Origin of the sequence: Streptomyces angustmyceticus (assembly GCF_019933235.1) — a bacterium.
Lineage (GTDB): Bacteria > Actinomycetota > Actinomycetes > Streptomycetales > Streptomycetaceae > Streptomyces > Streptomyces angustmyceticus.
The window spans coordinates 4,483,622-4,499,947 of sequence record NZ_CP082945.1; the positions used below are offsets into that span (position 1 = coordinate 4,483,622).

Below are 16,326 nucleotides of genomic sequence, written 5' to 3' on the forward strand. Positions count from 1 at the left end.
CGGCGGCCGTTCGCCGTGCGGGGGCGGTCAGCTCGTGGGCACGCCGCTGGGCAGCTGCGGCATGTCGGGGATCTTCACGCTGCCGTCGCTGGACTTGGTGTACTTCTCGGTGGGGCCGTTCTTCCAGTCGACGGTGAGGGTCTTGCCGTCCGCGCCGGCCTTGAGGGTGCCCATGGTGCGGGTGGTGTCCCCGTCGGTGCACTTGAGCGCGGCCATGGTCATCCCGGCCATCTGCTGGACCTTGCCCAGACAGGCGGCCTTGTGCCCGTTGCTGAAGGCGACCGTGCCCTTGCTGATCACCAGGACCTGGGGGCTGCCGGCCGAGCCGCCCTTCCAGGCGCCCTCGACCGCACCGGCGTCCGCGGGCTTGTCGGGGGTCGCCGGCGCGTCCGGCGACTTGGTCGGCTTGCTGTCGTTGCCGCCGCCGGTGTCGCCGCCGCTTCCGCAACCGGTGAGCAGCATCGCGGCGATGGCGGCCGCCCCGGCGATCTGCGCTGCCTTGCGCACGTACGTCTCCTCCGTTGTGGGACAGGACCCGTGAGGCTAGCAGCGGCCCCGCACAGCCGTCCGAACCGTCGTCCGGATCGCCGCGGCCCCGGTACGGACTTGGTGCGGGGCTGTGACGCAGGGGGCGCCGGGGGCGACGGGCGGCGGCCCGGTCACACCGCGGGCAGGATGCGGCCGGTGACCTCGCCCAGGCCGATCCGGGCGCCGTCCGGGCCGGGCGCCCAGGCGGTGAGGGTGACCTCGTCGCCGTCCTGGAGGTAGGGGCCCTTGCCCTGGGTGAGCTCCAGCAGGCAGCCGAGCTGGTCGGGGTCGGGCCCGGAGACCGTGCCGGAGGCGAACAGGTCGCCGGTGCGCAGCGAGGCGCCGTTGACGGTCATATGGGCGAGCTGCTGGGCGGCCGTCCAGTACATCGCGGAGAACGGCGGCCGGGAGACCGTCTCGCCGTTGATGCGCACCTCGATGCGCAGGTCGATGCCGCCCGGCTCGGCGTCCGTGTCGTCGAGGTAGGGCAGCAGCGGGACGTCCCGGGCGGGCGGCGCGGTCCGGGCCGCGTCGAGGGCGTCGAGCGGGGTGATCCAGGCGGAGACGGAGGTGGCGAAGGACTTGCCCAGGAACGGGCCGAGCGGCACGTACTCCCAGGCCTGGATGTCGCGCGCGGACCAGTCGTTGAGGAGGCAGACGCCGAAGACGTGGTCGCGGAAGGCCGCCTGCGGGACGGGCCGGTGCAGCGTGGAGGGCGTACCGACGACGAAGCCGACCTCGGCCTCGATGTCGAGGCGGAGCGAGGGGCCGAAGGCCGGCGCCTCGTCCGCGGGGGCCTTGCGCTGGCCCTGCGGCCGGACGACCGGGGTGCCGCTGGCGACGACGGTGCCCGCCCGGCCGTGGTAGCCGATCGGCAGGTGCTTCCAGTTGGGGGTCAGCGCCGCGGCGTCCGGGCGGAAGATCCGGCCGACGTTGGTGGCGTGGTGCTCGCTGGCGTAGAAGTCGACGTAGTCGGCGACCTCGAAGGGGAGGTGCAGCGTGACCTCGGCGAGCGGATGGAACAGCGGTGCCACCTCGTCGCGGTGCGCCGGGTCGGTGACGGCGGTGCGCACGGCCGCCCGGATCTGCTGCCAGACGGGACGGCCGGCGGCCAGCAGCGGGTTGAGGGTCGGGGCCGCGAGCAGTTCGGCGTGCGGGTGGATGGCGGCGGGCAGCGCGCTCGGCAGTGCGCTCAGATCGAGGACCCGGTCGCCGTAGCGGACGCCGAGGCGGCGCCGGTCGGGCGCGTCGGCGGTGCTGAAGACGCCGTAGGGCAGGTTGTGCGGGCCGAAGGGGTCGCCTTCTGCCAGGTCGAACGGGCTCTGCTCGGGCATGGACAGCTCCTCGCGTTCGTCGTCGCCGGTGGGCGGCCGGGCCGGCCGGGCCTGGTGACCCGCGGGCCGGCGGTGCCGTTGATCAGCGTACGGCCGGGCGGTGGCCGACGGGGCGGTCCTGGGGGCGCGAGGGCGCGGGGGCGTACGGATTTGGACGGCGGACGCGCCGCGCGATGCGCCCCCAAGCATCGGCAATGTCCTGAAAAGCCTTGCTGCACTGCGCAATTCGGGCCTAGCTTCCTTTCCTGGCACGGGCCCGGGGGTGGGACGTTCCGTAGGGGGGACACGTGGCTCGCAGTGGCACACGGCTCGCGGTCGACCGGAGCGTTCCGGCGCTGATCGTGAAGATCGGGGCGTACCCCCTGCACCACGGCGGTGTGGGGGCGATCCGCAGCCTGGGACGGCTCGGGGTGCCCATGTACGCCGTGACGGAGGACCGCTTCACACCGGCCGCCCTCTCGCGCTACCTCCGCGGCCGCTTCGTCTGGCCGACCACCGGGCGGGAGGCGCCGGACCGGCTGGTGACGGGGCTGCTGCGGATCGGCCGGCGGATCGGGCGCCCGACGCTGCTGCTCCCCACCGACGAGGAGGCGGCCGTGCTGATAGCCGAGCACGCCGAGGCGCTCGCCGGGTCGTTCCTCTTCCCCCGGGCCGCGCCCGGCCTGCCGCGGAGGCTGGCCAGCAAACAGGGGCTGCACGAACTGTGCGCGGCCCACGGGGTGCCCTCACCGGCCGCCGTCTTCCCCGGCTCGTACGCGGACATCGAGGCGTACGCCGGGCGGGCGCGCTTCCCGGTGGTGGCCAAGAACCGCGAGGCGTTCGTACGGCGCGAGCGGCCCGCCGTCACCGGCACCACCCGCATAGGAGGGCCGGCGCAGCTGCTGGACCTGGCCCGGGACTGGGGTCCGCGGCCGGGCGTGATCCTGCAGGAGTACCTGCCGCGGGAGCAGGCCGAGGACTGGATCGTGCACGCCTGCTTCGGCGCGGACCGTGCGCCGCTGGCGCTGTTCACCGGCGTCAAGGTGCGCTCCTGGCCGCCGCACGCCGGGATGACGGCCTGTGCGTACGTGGTCGACAACCCGGAACTCGCCAAAATGTCGGCGGAGTTCGTCCGCCGCATCGGCTTCACCGGCATCGCCGATCTGGACTGGCGGTTCGACCGCCGCGACGGCCGGTACAAGCTGCTGGATTTCAACCCCCGTATGGGGGCTCAGTTTCGGCTCTTCGAGAACGCGGCCGGCGTGGACGTCGTCCGCGCCCAGCACCTGGCGCTCACCGGGCGCACCGTCCCGGAGGCGCCGCAGCGGGCCGGGCGCCGCTTCGTCGTCGAGAACGTCGATCTGCCCGCCCTGCTCGCCTACCGGCGCGGCGGACCCCGCCCCCCGCACGCGCCGCGGCGCGCCCGCGGCACCGAGCTGGCGTGGTTCGCGGGCGACGACCCGCTGCCGTTCCTCACGATGCTGGCGCGGTCCGTCGGACCGGGCGCCCGACATCTGCGGCAACTGCGGCGGGCGGGCCGCCGGGCAGGTACCGAGGCACCACTCAGGCAAGGGGAGGGACCGAAGTGAGCACTCCGGTAGCGGTCATCGGGGCCGGCCCGTACGGCGTGTCGACGGCCGCGCACCTACGGGCGCGCGGCCTGCCGGTGCGGGTCTTCGGATCGCCGATGGCGAGCTGGCGCACGCAGATGCCCGCGGGCATGCTGCTCAAGTCGACGCCCGCGGCCTCCAGCATCGACGTCCCGCAGCCCGGCCACAGCCTCGGCGACTTCTGCGCCGGGACGGGGGAGGGGCCGTACGCCTCGGACTGGGACATCGTCCCCGTCGAGGTGTTCGTCCGGTACGGGCAGTGGGTGCAGCAGCGCACGGTCCCCGACCTGGAGCAGGTCAGAGTGGTCTCGGTCGACCGGCGCGACGGCGGCTTCGAGCTGAAGCTGGACAGCGGGGAGCAGGTCGGCGCGCGGGCCGTGGTCGTGGCCACCGGCCTGAGCGGGCTGGCGCAGCTGCCCCCGGAGCTGGCCGCCGCGATTCCGGACGGACCGTCCGCCACGGGTCCGGTCTCGCACAGCTCGCAGCACCACGACCTGTCCGCGCTGGCCGGCCGCTCGGTGGTCGTGATCGGCGCCGGGCAGTCGGCGCTGGAGAGCGCGGTGCTGCTCGCCGAGGCGGGCGCGGCGTCGGTCCGGGTCGTGGCGCGCCGCCAGGGCGCCGTGGGCTTCGGTACGCCGCCGGACCGCCAGCCCCGTCTGCGGCCGCCGTCGCCGTTCGGCAACGCCTGGTCGCTGCACGCGCTGACGTACTACGCCGGCGCCTTCCGGCGGCTGCCGGTGCCCGCCCGGCGCCACCTGGTGCGCCGGGTGCTCGGCCCGCTGGGCGCGTGGTGGCTGCGGGAGCGTTTCCACGGCCGGGTGCAGGTCACGCAGGGGCGGCGGATCGTACGGGCCACGGTCCGCGACGGCCGTCCCGTGCTGGCGCTGCGCGGGGCCGACGGGCAGGGCGGGGAACTCGCCGCCGACCATGTGCTGGCCGCGACGGGCTACCGCATGGACCTGGCGGCACTGGACTTCCTGGGCCAGGGGCTGCGCACCGAGATCGTGACGCGGGCCGGCGGGCCGCTGCTGGGCGCCGGCTTCGGCTCGTCCGTACCGGGGCTGTACTTCACGGGGTTGCCGGCGGCCGCCTCGTTCGGGCCGGTGATGCGCTTCGTGTGCGGCACGGAGTTCGCCTCACCGCGGCTGGCACGGGCGGTGGCCCGGACGTACGGGTGAGGCGGGCGGGGCGGGGGCGGCGGCGAGGGGCGCCGGCCCGGTCCCCGTCCCACGGGGGAAGTCGGCTTGGCCCGGGGTGAATTCGGCGGGGCGGTGGGGGCCGGGGGCGGGTTCGTGACGGGGCGGGGCCGGGCGGTGATGGCCAGGGCCGGGGGCTCGGCTCGGCCGTCGGCCGGGGCCGCGGGCGCTCGGGTCGGCGGATTGTGGTGTTCCGCTTCTTGCCCTGAGCTGTGCGGCCCCGCGCCGCACTGACGCCGTCTCCCTCCTGCCTCCTGCGCGCCGTACCCGCGCTGTTCTCCCCGCCCGGCGCCGGACCGCACGGCCCGCCCCACACGGCCCGCTCCGGGCCGCCCGCCTGCCCGGCAGCCCGGGCGGCACAGCCCTTGCCGGACCGGAACGCGGCCAGAAATACTCTTGTCGTTGCCGGGCTCCACGCCTCCGCGCCACACTCGCGTCAACAGGCGGTCCGGGACCTGTCGGCCGGGGTCGCTGTGCTTCCGGGTGGGTCGGGGGGCGGGCGCTCACGGTGATCGAACTGCGACCGGATACGCTGGCCAATGGTGGAGACAGCGACAGATCGACATTCAGTTTGATCGTCAGCAGACAGGAGTACCCCTCGTGACCGTCGTCGGGCCCTTCGGGCTGAGCGTGCGGGACCAGGCTCTTGAGGCCGATGTCCAGGCCGGGTTGGCGGCTGTCGAGGAGGGCCTGCTGGAGGCCACGAAGAGCGACGTGCCGTTCATCACCGAAGCCGCGCAGCACCTCGTGCGCGCGGGCGGCAAGCGGTTCCGGCCGCTGCTGGTGACGCTGGCCGCCCAGTTCGGCGACCCCTACAGCCCGGGTGTGGTGCCCTCCGCGGTCGTCGTGGAGCTGACGCACCTGGCGACGCTGTACCACGACGACGTGATGGACGAGGCCGATGTGCGCCGCGGCGTGGCCAGCGCCAACGCCCGCTGGGGCAACTCCGTCGCGGTGCTGACCGGCGACTTCCTGTTCGCCCGCGCCTCGCACATCCTGGCCGACCTCGGGCCGGAGGCGGTCCGGATCCAGGCCGAGGCGTTCGAACGCCTGGTGACCGGCCAGATCCTGGAGACCGCGGGCCCGCGCGACGGCCGCGACCCCATCGACCACTACCTGGACGTCCTCGCCGGCAAGACCGGTTCGCTGGTCGCCGTCGCCTGCCGGTTCGGCGCGATGATGTCGGGCGCCGAGGAGTCCACGGTCAACATCCTCACCCAGTACGGCGAGCGGCTGGGCACGGCCTTCCAGCTGGCCGACGACGTGCTGGACATCGCCAGCGATTCGCACGAATCGGGCAAGACGCCCGGTACCGACCTGCGCGAGGGCATTCCGACCCTGCCCGTGCTGCACCTGCGGGCCCGCGCCGAGAGCAGCGCCGGTACGCCCGAGGACCGCGCCCTGGTCGAGCTGCTGGCCGGCGACCTCACGGACGACGCCCGGCATGCCGAGGCGCTGGCCGGCCTGCGCGCCCACCCGGCGCTCGAACAGGCCCGCCGCGACACCGTGCGCTACGCGCAGGAGGCCCGCGCGATGCTGGCCCCGCTGCCGTCCTGCACCGCCAAGTCGGCCCTGGAGGGGCTCTGCGACGCGGTGGTGCACCGGGCGGGCTGAGGCCCGAGCACGCTGCGCCACCCCGCGTCCCCTACGTCCCCGCCGCGCATCCCCTAGGGAACGGTCCGACTCCGGAGGTACGGAGTCGGACCTGAGGTGACCATGTGTCATACCTCAGCAGTAGGAAGAGTTGCTCCCGCTGGTTGACGTTATCCGCCGGGCGATTTGGTGAGATGAGAACACCAGAGCGCGGCGGCGGGTCACAATGAGCCCCAGGGGGACGAGTGGACAGCGCAGCAGCCGCCGCATACGACGGAGGTAGGGCAGATGTCATGGAACGAACCGACTCAGGTCACCGGCGAATGGGACGAGGGGCACTCCCCGCGGCGCCGTAAGGCGGCGCGGTACGCCGTGCCGGTCGCGGTGGCGGGAGTTGCGGCGGCCACGATCGGGCTGGTCCCGGCGTTCGCCGGTTCCGGTTCTCCGGACCTGCCGAAGATCTCGGCGCAGGACCTGATAGCCAAGGTCGCCAAGTCGGATGTCCAGCAGCTCTCCGGCACGGTCCGGGTCACCACCGACCTCGGTCTGCCGTCCCTGCCGGGCGGCGCGGCGGGCGGCTTCGCCGGCGGCCAGGCCGGTGCCGGAGGGAAGGGCGGCGACGGCGCCTCCGCGGCGCCCCAGAGCAAGCTGATGGAGCTGGCGTCCGGTTCCCACACGCTGCGCGTCGCGGCCGACGGCCCCGAGAAGCAGCGGGTGTCGATCGTCGACAAGGCCGCCGAGTACAGCCTGGTCCACAACGGCAACGAGCTCTGGGCCTACGACAGCGGCAGCAACACCGCCCTGCACAGCACCGACCTCGACGCCCAGAAGCACGGCTCCCGGCACGGCTCGGCCGAGGGCCTCCCCAAGGACCTGAAGAACGCCACCCCGCAGGACCTCGCCCAGCAGGCCCTGAAGGCGGCCGGCGACACCACCTCGGTCACCGTCGACGGCACCGCCAAGGTCGCCGGGCGGGACGCCTACCAGCTGCTGATCAAGCCCAAGCAGGCCGCCTCGACGGTCGGCTCGATCCGGGTCGCGGTGGACGCCGAGAACGGCGTGCCGCTGAAGTTCACCCTGACCCCCAAGAGCGGCGGCGCGGCCGCCGTCGACGTCGGCTACACGAACGTCGAGTTCGCCAAGCCCGCCGCGAGCACGTTCTCCTTCACCCCTCCCAAGGGCGCCAAGGTCGTCGACGGCGACAAGGTCGAGGCGCAGCGCAAGCACGGCAAGGACCTCCCGTCCGAGGGCGCGCGGGACTTCGCCAAGGACAAGGGCGGACCGAACGTCATCGGCAAGGGCTGGACGTCCATCGCCACGATCAAGGGTGAGGGCTCCGGCATGCCCTCCGGCAAGGAGCAGGGCGGCGCCGGCGGCGACGCGGCCACGTTCCTGGACAGCATCGGCGAGAAGGCGCACGGCTCCTTCGGATCCGGCCGGATCTTCAGCACCCGCCTGGTCAATGCCCTGATCACGGACAAGGGCACGGTCTACGTCGGCGCCGTCGACAAGCAGGCCCTGATCGACGCGGCCAACGCCGCCAAGTAACGGGCCTCGCCCGCACCCGGGACCGCCGCGCCACCCCTCCGCGGGTGGCGCGGCGCGGCCCGTGGGCCATCCGTACGACGTCGGGGGAGCCGATGCCACAGCCGCCCGCCCCGGGTCCCGAAGGCACCCGGCCGGCCGACGACGGACCGGCTCCCCGGCCGGCCGGGGACCTGGCGATCGAGACGCGGGGGCTGAGCAAGGGCTACCGCGGCGGCCGGCTCGCCGTCGACGGCCTCGATCTGGCCGTCCCGCGCGGCAGCGTCTTCGGCTTCCTCGGCCCCAACGGCTCCGGCAAGACCACCACCATCCGCATGCTGATGGGCCTGATCGAAGCGAGCGCCGGCAGCGCCCGGGTGCTCGGGCAGCCGATGCCCGCCGCGGGCCGCCGGGTGCTCCCCAGGGTCGGCGCCCTCATCGAGGGCCCGGCCCTCTACGGCTTCCTCAGCGGGCGGGACAACCTCCGGCGGTTCGACGCCGCCGACCCGTACGCCGACCCCCGTACCCGCACCGCACGGGTCGGGCGGGCGCTGGAGCGGGTCGGCCTGGCGGCCGCGGCAGGAAAGAAGGCCCGCGCCTACTCCCTCGGCATGAAGCAGCGCCTCGGTCTGGCCGCGGCCCTGCTCCAGCCCCGTGAGCTGCTGGTCCTCGACGAGCCGACCAACGGCCTGGACCCCCAGGGCATGCGGGAGATCCGGGCGCTGATCCGCGCCCTCGCGGCGGACGGCACCACCGTCTTCCTCTCCTCCCACCTCCTCGACGAGATCGGACAGGTCTGCACCCACGCCGCGGTGATGGCCCGCGGCCGGCTGGTCACCCAGGGCACGGTCGCCGACCTCTTCGCCACGGTCCTCGACGCGCGCGGCCACGGCCGGCTGACGGTGACCACCCCCGACACCGCCGACACGGTCCGGGTCCTGAAGGAGCACGGCCTGACCGGCCTGCAGGCCGCCGACGGCCGGGTGACGGGCGAACTCCCGCACCCGGACGCGGCGATGGGCGCACCGGGCGGCGGCACCCCGCCGGATCTCGCGGACCTCAACGCCGCGCTGGTGCACGCCGGTGTGCGGGTCCGCGGCTTCGGCACCGAGCGCGCGTCCCTGGAGGACATCTTCGTGCGACTGACCGGGGAGGGCTTCGATGTCGCAGGCTGAGGCGGCGCCGCGCACGCCCCGACCGCTGTGGTCGCTGGGCCTGCTGCGCAGCGAGATCACGATGACGTTCCGGCGCTGGCGCACCCTCGCGCTGCTGGCGGTGCTCGCGGGCGTACCCGTCCTGGTCGGCGTCGCCGTCAAGACCGAGACGGGCGACGGCGGCGGTGGCCCGGGGGGACCGGCGTTCCTCTCCCAGGTCACCCACAACGGGCTCTTCCTCGTCTTCACCTCGCTCGCGGTGACGCTGCCGTTCTTCCTGCCGATGTCCGTGGGAGTGATCGCGGGCGACTCCCTCGCCGGCGAGGCGCACGCCGGGACGCTGCGCTACCTCCTGGTGGCCCCCGCGGGCCGCACCCGCCTCCTGCTGGTCAAATACGCCACGACCCTGACGTTCTGCCTGGTGGGCACCCTGGTCGTGGCGCTCTCCGCCCTGGTGACCGGCGCCCTGCTCTTCCCCGTGGGCGAGGTCACCCTGCTCTCGGGCACCTCCGTCCCCTTCGCCGAGGGACTGCTGCGGGCGCTGGCCGTCGCGGTCGCGGTGGCGCTGTCCCTCGTCGGGGTGGCCGCCGTCGGCCTTTTCGTCTCCGCGCTCACCACCAGCGGCATCGCGGCCATGGCGACCACGGTCGGCCTGCTGATCACCGTGCAGATCCTGGACGCCCTCCCGCAGTTGCACGCCCTCCAGCCCTACCTGTTCCCGCACTACTGGCTGTCGTTCGCGGACCTGCTCCGTGACCCCGTCTACTGGGACCAGTTGCAGAAGAACGCCGGCCTGCAGGCGCTGTACGCCCTCGTCTTCGGCTCGGCGGCCTGGGCACGCTTCACGACCAGGGACGTCACCGCGTGAGACGGGGCGCCGTGGAGCCGGCGGGGGAGGGGCCCGAGGGCCGCGGTGTCACTGCGTGGAGCGGGGAGGCCGCGAGGTCTCGGCCGGTGCGTCGGTGAGCGGCGCCGCCGCGGGCGCCGTTGCCGCCGGGGCCGCCCGGTCCGCGTCCGCCGCCTGTACGGCTACCGCCGCTCCCGCCTCGCCCGCCTGGGCCGCGGCGGCGGCCAGTGCCGCCCGTCCGCGCCGGGCGGTCCGCAGCGCGTCCCAGGTCAGTACGGTCAGGGCCGCCCACACCAGGGCGAACCCGGCCCAGCGCTCCGCCGGCATCCGCTCGTGGAAGACAGTGAGCCCCAGCACGAACTGGAAGCTCGGCGCCAGATACTGCAGCATCCCGATCATCGTCAGCGGCAGCCGCATGGCCGAGGCGCCGAAGCAGATCAGCGGCACCGCCGTCGCGACACCGCAGCCCGACAGCAGCAGCGCCTGGCCCACCCCGTCGCTGGTGAAGCTGCACTCGCCGCGCAGCGCGAGGAACACCAGGAACCCCAACGCGGGCAGCGCCTGCAGGGCCGTCTCGGCGCTGAAGCCCTCGATCCCGTCGAGCTTGACGCTCTTCTTGACCAGCCCGTACGTCGCGAACGAGAAGGCCAGCACGAGCGCGATCCAGGGCACCTTGCCGTAGGCGGCGGTCATCACGACCACGGCCAGGACGCCGATCCCCACGGCGACCCACTGCAGCGGCCGCAGCCGCTCGCGCAGGAACAGCACGCCGAAGGCGATGCTGACCAGCGGGTTGATGAAGTAGCCGAGCGAGGCTTCCAGGACGTGCCCGGCGTTGACGGCCCAGATGTACAGGAACCAGTTCGTCGAGATGACCACGGCGCAGATCAGGATCAGCCCGAGCCTCCTGGGCTGCCGCAGCAACGGGCGGATCCACGACCAGCGGCGCAGCGCGGCCAGGATGACGACGGCGACGGGCAGCGACCACGCCATGCGATGGGCCAGGATCTCGGACGCGGAGGCGGCGCCCAGCAGATGCCAGTAGAGCGGCAGCAGGCCCCACATGGTGTAGGCGGCGATGCCGTAGGCGAGACCGACACGCTGATCGCTTCGAGGCTGCAAGGGGGACCTCCTGAGAACGCTTCGCCGCCTTGAGTGAAAGTAACGTCGCCGGGCCCTTCTGTCATGCCTGTTTCGCCATACGGTCATGACATCCCGGTGAAGGATGGTGAAGGGCCGCACGCGCGGACCGGATCGACCGGGGCGGGAGCGGGGGGGGGAGGAAGCGGGAACGGTGGGAGGAGGGGGCGCCAGGCCCCGGCGGCCCCCTCAGGCCGGCAGTTCCTTCAGCGCCTCCGTGATCGCCTCGGCGATCGGCGTGGTCGGGCGGCCGATCAGCCGGGACAGCTCGCCGGGCGTCGCGGCGAGCTCGCCCCGGGCGATCCCGGCGTCCGCCTCGGCGACCGCCCGCGCGCCCAGCGCCGACACCCCCGCCTCGGTCATCAGCGCCGCGTACCGCTCCTGCGGCAGGTCGCGGTAGGGGATCTCCCGGCCGGTCTGCCGGGACACCTCGGCCGCGTACTCGGCCATCGTCCAGGCGGTGTCGCCGCTCAGCTCGTACACCGTGTTCTCCCGGCCGCCGCCGGCGAGGACGACGGCGGCGGCCTCCGCGTAGTCCCGGCGCGCGGCGGTGGCCACCCGGCCCCCGCCGGCGCTGCCGACGACGGCGCCGGTCCGCAGGGCGCCGGCGAGCGCCCCGGTGTAGTTCTCGTGGGACCAGCCGTTGCGCAGCAGGCAGTACGGCACCCCGGAGGCGAGCAGCGCCTGCTCGGTCGCGAGGTGCTCCTCGGCGAGGGAGAACGTGGCGGACGGCCCGCCCAGCACGCTCGTGTACGCCAGCAGCGCGACGCCCGCCTCCCGTGCGGCGTCGATGACCGCGCGGTGCTGGTCGAGGCGCGCTCCGGCCTCGTTCCCGGAGATGAGCAGCACCCGGTCGCCGGCCCCGAACACGCCCTGGAGCGACTCGGGCCTGCGGTGGTCCGCGATCCTGACCTCGACGCCGCGGGCCGCGAGGCCGGCGGCCTTGGCCCGGTCCCGGGCGACCGCGACGATCTCGCCGGGTTCCACGCGCTTCAGCAGCTCCTCGACGACGAGCCGGCCGAGTGCCCCGGTGGCGCCGGTGACGACGATGCTCATGAGTGCCCCCTGTGAACGGTGCGCTGGCTGACGGGACCCGACTGTACGCCTGCCTTAAACAGTCGTCTATGACACTCGTATGAAACGCCGTCACACACGCGCCGCCCACACAAACGGGTGCCCCCGGAAGCGTCGTCAGACGCTCCCGGGGGCACCCGCGGGGCCGGGGCCGGGCCGGTCAGCCGACGACGGTCCAGGTGTCGTTGCCGGTCAGCAGGGCGGCGAGGTCGCCCTTGCCCTTCTGCTGGATGGCGTCGTCGAGCTGGTCGGACATCAGGGTGTCGTAGACCGGGCGGTCGACGTTGCGCAGGACCCCGATGGGGGTGTGGTGCAGCGTGTCGGGGTCGGCGAGCCGGGAGAGGGCGAACGCCGTGGTGGGAGACGGGTTGTGGGCGTCGTGCACCAGCACGCCGCCGGTGCCCTCCTCGCGGACGTCGATGACCTTGAGGTCGCCGGTGGCCGGGTCGCGGACCACGCCCTTGGAGCCGAAGCCGTCGGGGGCCAGGGCGCCGAAGCGGATCGGCTGCCCGTGCTCCAGGCGGATGACGGCCTCCTCGGCCTGTTCCTTGTCCTTGAGGACCTCGAAGGCGCCGTCGTTGAAGATGTTGCAGTTCTGGTAGATCTCGACCAGGGCCGTGCCGGGGTGGGCGGCGGCCTCGCGCAGCACCGAGGTGAGGTGCTTGCGGTCGGAGTCGACGGTGCGGGCGACGAACGACGCCTCGGCGCCCAGGGCCAGCGAGACCGGGTTGAACGGCGCGTCCAGCGAGCCCATCGGCGTGGACTTGGTGATCTTGCCGACCTCGGAGGTGGGGCTGTACTGGCCCTTGGTCAGGCCGTAGATCCGGTTGTTGAACAGCAGGATCTTGAGGTTGACGTTGCGCCGCAGGGCGTGGATGAGGTGGTTGCCGCCGATGGACAGCGCGTCGCCGTCGCCGGTGACGACCCACACCGACAGGTCGCGCCGGGAGGAGGCCAGGCCGGTGGCGATGGCCGGCGCGCGGCCGTGGATGGAGTGCATCCCGTAGGTGTTCATGTAGTACGGGAAGCGGGAGGAGCAGCCGATGCCGGAGACGAAGACGATGTTCTCCTTGGCCAGGCCGAGCTCGGGCATGAAGCCCTGCACGGCGGCAAGGACGGCGTAGTCACCGCAGCCGGGGCACCAGCGCACTTCCTGATCGGACTTGAAGTCCTTCATGGACTGCTTGGCGTCGGCCTTGGGCACCAGGGAGAGCGCCTCGATCTGCGAGGACCCCTCCGTGATCGTCTCAGTCATTGATGGCCTCCTTAAAGACCTCCGCGAGCTGCTCGGCCTTGAACGGCATTCCGCTGACCTGGGTGTGCGACTGCGCGTCGACCAGGTACTTCGCCCGGATCAGCGTGGCGAGCTGCCCGAGGTTCATCTCCGGCACGATCACCTTGTCGTAACGCCCCAGGACGTCCCCGAGATTCCCGGGGAAGGGGTTGAGGTGGCGCAGATGGGCCTGGGCGATGCGCCCGCCGGCACGCCGGACGCGCCGGACCGCCGCGGTGATCGGGCCGTAGGTCGACCCCCAGCCCAGCACGAGGGTGCCGGCGCTGCGGCCGTCGTCGTCGGCGGGGTCGTCGACGTCGAGGTCGGGGACCTCGATGCCGTCGACCTTCGCCTGGCGGGTGCGCACCATGAAGTCGTGGTTGGCCGGGTCGTAGGAGATGTTGCCCGTGCCGTCCTGCTTCTCGATGCCGCCGATCCGGTGCTCCAGGCCCGGCGTGCCGGGCACCGCCCAGGGCCTGGCCAGGGTCTGCTCGTCCCGCTTGTACGGCCAGAACACCTCGGTGCCGTCCGCCTGCTGGTGGTTGGGGCCCGAGGCGAACTGGACGCGCAGGTCCGGAAGTTCGTCGACATCGGGGATCCGCCACGGCTCCGAGCCGTTGGCCAGGTAGCCGTCGGAGAGCAGGAAGACCGGCGTGCGGTAGGTCAGCGCGATCCGGGCCGCGTCCAGCGCCGCGTCGAAGCAGTCCGCGGGCGTCTTCGGCGCCACGATCGGCACCGGCGCCTCGCCGTTGCGCCCGTACATCGCCTGGAGCAGATCCGCCTGCTCGGTCTTCGTCGGCAGACCCGTCGACGGCCCGCCGCGCTGGATGTCCACGATCAGCAGCGGCAGCTCCAGGCTGACCGCCAGGCCGATGGTCTCCGACTTCAGCGCCACACCGGGACCCGACGTGGTCGTCACCGCCAGCGCACCGCCGAACGCGGCGCCCAGCGCCGCCCCGATCCCGGCGATCTCGTCCTCCGCCTGGAAGGTGCGCACCCCGAAGTTCTTGTGCTTGGACAGCTCGTGCAGGATGTCGGAGGCCGGGGTGATCGGGTACGAGCCCAGATACAGCGGCAGGTCCGCCTGCCGGCCGGCCGCGACCAGGCCGTAGGACAGCGCGAGGTTCCCGGAGATGTTGCGGTAGGTGCCGGTCGGGAAGGCCCTGGTCGCCGGCGCGACCTCGTAGGAGACGGCGAAGTCCTCCGTGGTCTCACCGAAGTTCCAGCCCGCCCGGAACGCCGTGACGTTGGCCTCCGCGATCTCCGGCTTCTTCGCGAACTTCGCCCGCAGGAACTTCTCGGTGCCCTCGGTCGGCCGGTGGTACATCCACGACAGCAGCCCCAGCGCGAACATGTTCTTGCTGCGCTCGGCCTCCTTGCGGGAGAGCCCGAACTCCTTGAGCGCCTCGATCGTCAGCGTCGTCAGCGGCACCGGGTGGACGTTGTAGGCCTCCAGCGACCCGTCCTCCAGGGGGCTGGTCGCATAGCCGACCTTCGCCATCGGGCGCTTGGTGAACTCATCGGTGTTGACGATGATGTCCGCGCCCCGCGGCACATCCGCCAGGTTCGCCTTCAGCGCGGCCGGGTTCATCGCCACCAGCACGTTCGGTGCGTCACCCGGCGTGAGGATGTCGTGGTCGGCGAAGTGCAGCTGGAAGCTGGAGACGCCCGGCAGGGTGCCGGCGGGCGCGCGGATCTCGGCGGGGAAGTTCGGCAGCGTCGACAGGTCGTTGCCGAACGACGCGGTCTCCGAGGTGAACCGGTCGCCGGTGAGCTGCATACCGTCACCGGAGTCACCGGCGAACCGGATGATGACCCGGTCGAGGCGTCGGACTTCTTTGCCTGCGCCGCCGTCTCCGGAATCGCGCGCTTCCCCGACAAGCGCTGCGTCGGTCTGCTCGGCTGTGCTGTTGACCTGGCTGGTCACTGCTTCGGACCTCCCTCGAGGGGTGCGGCGTCCCCGCCGGAGGCAGGGCTCGGGACGTGTCGTACTGACCGGTTGTCCCATAAGCATCGTACGTGGGTAAGGGTGGCCTTCCCTGGGTTGCTCGCATGGTGGACGTCACCATGAGACACCGATCTGGTGTGTATTGTCATGAAATCACCACCCCCCGTGCCCCCTCATTCATGACGCTCCGGACTCCTCCATTGGTTCTACGACCAAAGTCCTGGACCTCGCTGGAAAACGCCTCGGGCCACCTATCTGACAGGGTGTCAGATGGCTAGGAGTTGAGGTAGGTGAGCACCGCGAGCACCCGGCGGTGATCCCCGTCACTCTGCGACAGGCCCAGTTTCTGGAAGATGTTGCTGACGTGCTTCTCGACCGCGCCGTCGCTGACCACCAGCTGCCGGGCGACCGCGGAGTTCGTCCGGCCCTCGGCCATCAGGCCCAGCACCTCCCGCTCCCGGGGTGTCAGATGGGCCAGCACGTCCTGCTTGCGGCTGCGGCCCAGCAGCTGCGCCACCACCTCCGGGTCCAGCGCCGTCCCGCCCCCGGCGACCCGGACGACCGCGTCGACGAACTCCCGCACCTCGGCCACCCGGTCCTTGAGCAGGTAGCCGACGCCCCGGCTCGACCCGGCCAGCAGCTCCGTCGCGTACTGCTCCTCGACGTACTGGGAGAGCACCAGCACCCCCAGGCCGGGGTGCTCCCGGCGCAGCCGGACGGCGGCCCGGACCCCCTCGTCGGTGTGCGTGGGCGGCATCCGTACGTCCGCCACCACCACGTCCGGCAGCGCCCCCGCGCCGGCCAGCTCCCCGATCGTCCCGATCAGCGCCTCGGCGTCCCCCACGCCCGCCACGACCTCGTGCCCCCGGTCGGTGAGCAGCCGGGTCAGGCCCTCACGGAGCAGCACCGAGTCCTCGGCGATGACCACCCGCACCTTGTCCTCCACGGCTCAGATTCCCCCATGCCTCATCGCATTCCGCCCCTGCCGGCCTCCAGCATCCCAGCATCCGGACGACGGCGCGGCGGATGCGGCGGATCAAGGGACCGGGGGGCGGAACGGGGCGGGCGGGCGCGAATCCGGGCGCGATTCCGAGGGGGGCCGGGCCGGGGCGGTTCCGTGATCAGC

The 16,326-nt window shown here is 73.0% G+C and carries 13 protein-coding genes; 6 read left to right on the forward strand and 7 right to left on the reverse strand.

The features are described 5' to 3' along the window. Window positions 1-27: 27 nt before the first annotated feature. Window positions 28-507, reverse strand: a complete 480-nt coding sequence (locus tag K7396_RS20150; RefSeq protein ID WP_086715164.1) for a hypothetical protein — start codon at window positions 505-507, stop codon at window positions 28-30. A gap of 152 nt (window positions 508-659) precedes the next feature. After that, complete coding sequence (gene fahA / locus K7396_RS20155) at window positions 660-1,862, reverse strand: fumarylacetoacetase (protein WP_086715162.1); 1,203 nt, start codon at window positions 1,860-1,862, stop codon at window positions 660-662. Window positions 1,863-2,149: 287 nt separating this feature from the next. On the opposite strand from fahA, the gene K7396_RS20160 reads away from it, so the two are divergent. The 6 genes from K7396_RS20160 to K7396_RS20185 all read left to right on the forward strand — a co-directional run bounded on the left by K7396_RS20160 (window position 2,150) and on the right by K7396_RS20185 (window position 9,786). Then, window positions 2,150-3,430 (forward strand): carboxylate--amine ligase, encoded by a 1,281-nt coding sequence (locus K7396_RS20160; RefSeq protein WP_086715160.1) that lies wholly within the window; start codon window positions 2,150-2,152, stop codon window positions 3,428-3,430. Then, window positions 3,427-4,629, forward strand: a complete 1,203-nt coding sequence (locus K7396_RS20165) for an FAD-dependent oxidoreductase (RefSeq protein WP_152105000.1) — start codon at window positions 3,427-3,429, stop codon at window positions 4,627-4,629. Before K7396_RS20160 ends, K7396_RS20165 begins: the two co-directional genes overlap by 4 nt. Before the next feature lie 618 nt (window positions 4,630-5,247). Beyond that, window positions 5,248-6,261, forward strand: coding sequence for a polyprenyl synthetase family protein (locus K7396_RS20170; RefSeq protein ID WP_086721300.1), 1,014 nt, complete (start codon window positions 5,248-5,250; stop codon window positions 6,259-6,261). A gap of 267 nt (window positions 6,262-6,528) precedes the next feature. After that, window positions 6,529-7,788 (forward strand): LolA family protein, encoded by a 1,260-nt coding sequence (locus K7396_RS20175; protein WP_086721299.1) that lies wholly within the window; start codon window positions 6,529-6,531, stop codon window positions 7,786-7,788. A 92-nt stretch (window positions 7,789-7,880) separates the two neighbouring features. Continuing rightward, window positions 7,881-8,939, forward strand: coding sequence for an ABC transporter ATP-binding protein (locus tag K7396_RS20180; RefSeq protein ID WP_086721298.1), 1,059 nt, complete (start codon window positions 7,881-7,883; stop codon window positions 8,937-8,939). After that, on the forward strand, window positions 8,926-9,786 hold the full coding sequence (locus K7396_RS20185) for an ABC transporter permease (protein ID WP_086721297.1): 861 nt from the start codon (window positions 8,926-8,928) through the stop codon (window positions 9,784-9,786). Before K7396_RS20180 ends, K7396_RS20185 begins: the two co-directional genes overlap by 14 nt. Window positions 9,787-9,834: 48 nt before the next feature. Here the strand turns inward: K7396_RS20185 and rarD are convergent, their stop codons facing one another. The 5 genes from rarD to K7396_RS20210 all read right to left on the reverse strand — a co-directional run bounded on the left by rarD (window position 9,835) and on the right by K7396_RS20210 (window position 16,134). After that, window positions 9,835-10,887, reverse strand: a complete 1,053-nt coding sequence (gene rarD / locus K7396_RS20190) for an EamA family transporter RarD (protein ID WP_174886998.1) — start codon at window positions 10,885-10,887, stop codon at window positions 9,835-9,837. Window positions 10,888-11,094: 207 nt separating this feature from the next. Next, the gene (locus tag K7396_RS20195) at window positions 11,095-11,961 is read right to left on the reverse strand and encodes an SDR family oxidoreductase (protein WP_086717158.1); all 867 of its coding nucleotides are present in this window, start codon (window positions 11,959-11,961) and stop codon (window positions 11,095-11,097) included. A 178-nt stretch (window positions 11,962-12,139) separates the two neighbouring features. Further along, window positions 12,140-13,234, reverse strand: coding sequence for a 2-oxoacid:ferredoxin oxidoreductase subunit beta (locus K7396_RS20200; protein ID WP_086717157.1), 1,095 nt, complete (start codon window positions 13,232-13,234; stop codon window positions 12,140-12,142). Beyond that, window positions 13,227-15,179: a 2-oxoacid:acceptor oxidoreductase subunit alpha gene (locus tag K7396_RS20205; protein ID WP_086717156.1), complete on the reverse strand. Its 1,953-nt coding sequence runs from the start codon at window positions 15,177-15,179 to the stop codon at window positions 13,227-13,229. Before K7396_RS20205 ends, K7396_RS20200 begins: the two co-directional genes overlap by 8 nt. A 295-nt stretch (window positions 15,180-15,474) precedes the next feature. Next, complete coding sequence (locus K7396_RS20210; protein WP_152105015.1) at window positions 15,475-16,134, reverse strand: response regulator transcription factor; 660 nt, start codon at window positions 16,132-16,134, stop codon at window positions 15,475-15,477. Window positions 16,135-16,326 lie beyond the last annotated feature (192 nt).

Bases quoted from the DNA above. Each gene is read 5' to 3' on its own strand.
- fahA (WP_086715162.1), bottom strand. From the start codon at position 1,862: ATGCCCGAGCAGAGCCCGTTCGACCTGGCAGAAGGCGACCCCTTCGGC.
- K7396_RS20175 (WP_086721299.1), top strand. From the start codon at position 6,529: ATGTCATGGAACGAACCGACTCAGGTCACCGGCGAATGGGACGAGGGG.
- K7396_RS20180 (WP_086721298.1), top strand. From the start codon at position 7,881: ATGCCACAGCCGCCCGCCCCGGGTCCCGAAGGCACCCGGCCGGCCGAC.
- K7396_RS20185 (WP_086721297.1), top strand. From the start codon at position 8,926: ATGTCGCAGGCTGAGGCGGCGCCGCGCACGCCCCGACCGCTGTGGTCG.
- K7396_RS20195 (WP_086717158.1), bottom strand. From the start codon at position 11,961: ATGAGCATCGTCGTCACCGGCGCCACCGGGGCACTCGGCCGGCTCGTC.
- K7396_RS20200 (WP_086717157.1), bottom strand. From the start codon at position 13,234: ATGACTGAGACGATCACGGAGGGGTCCTCGCAGATCGAGGCGCTCTCC.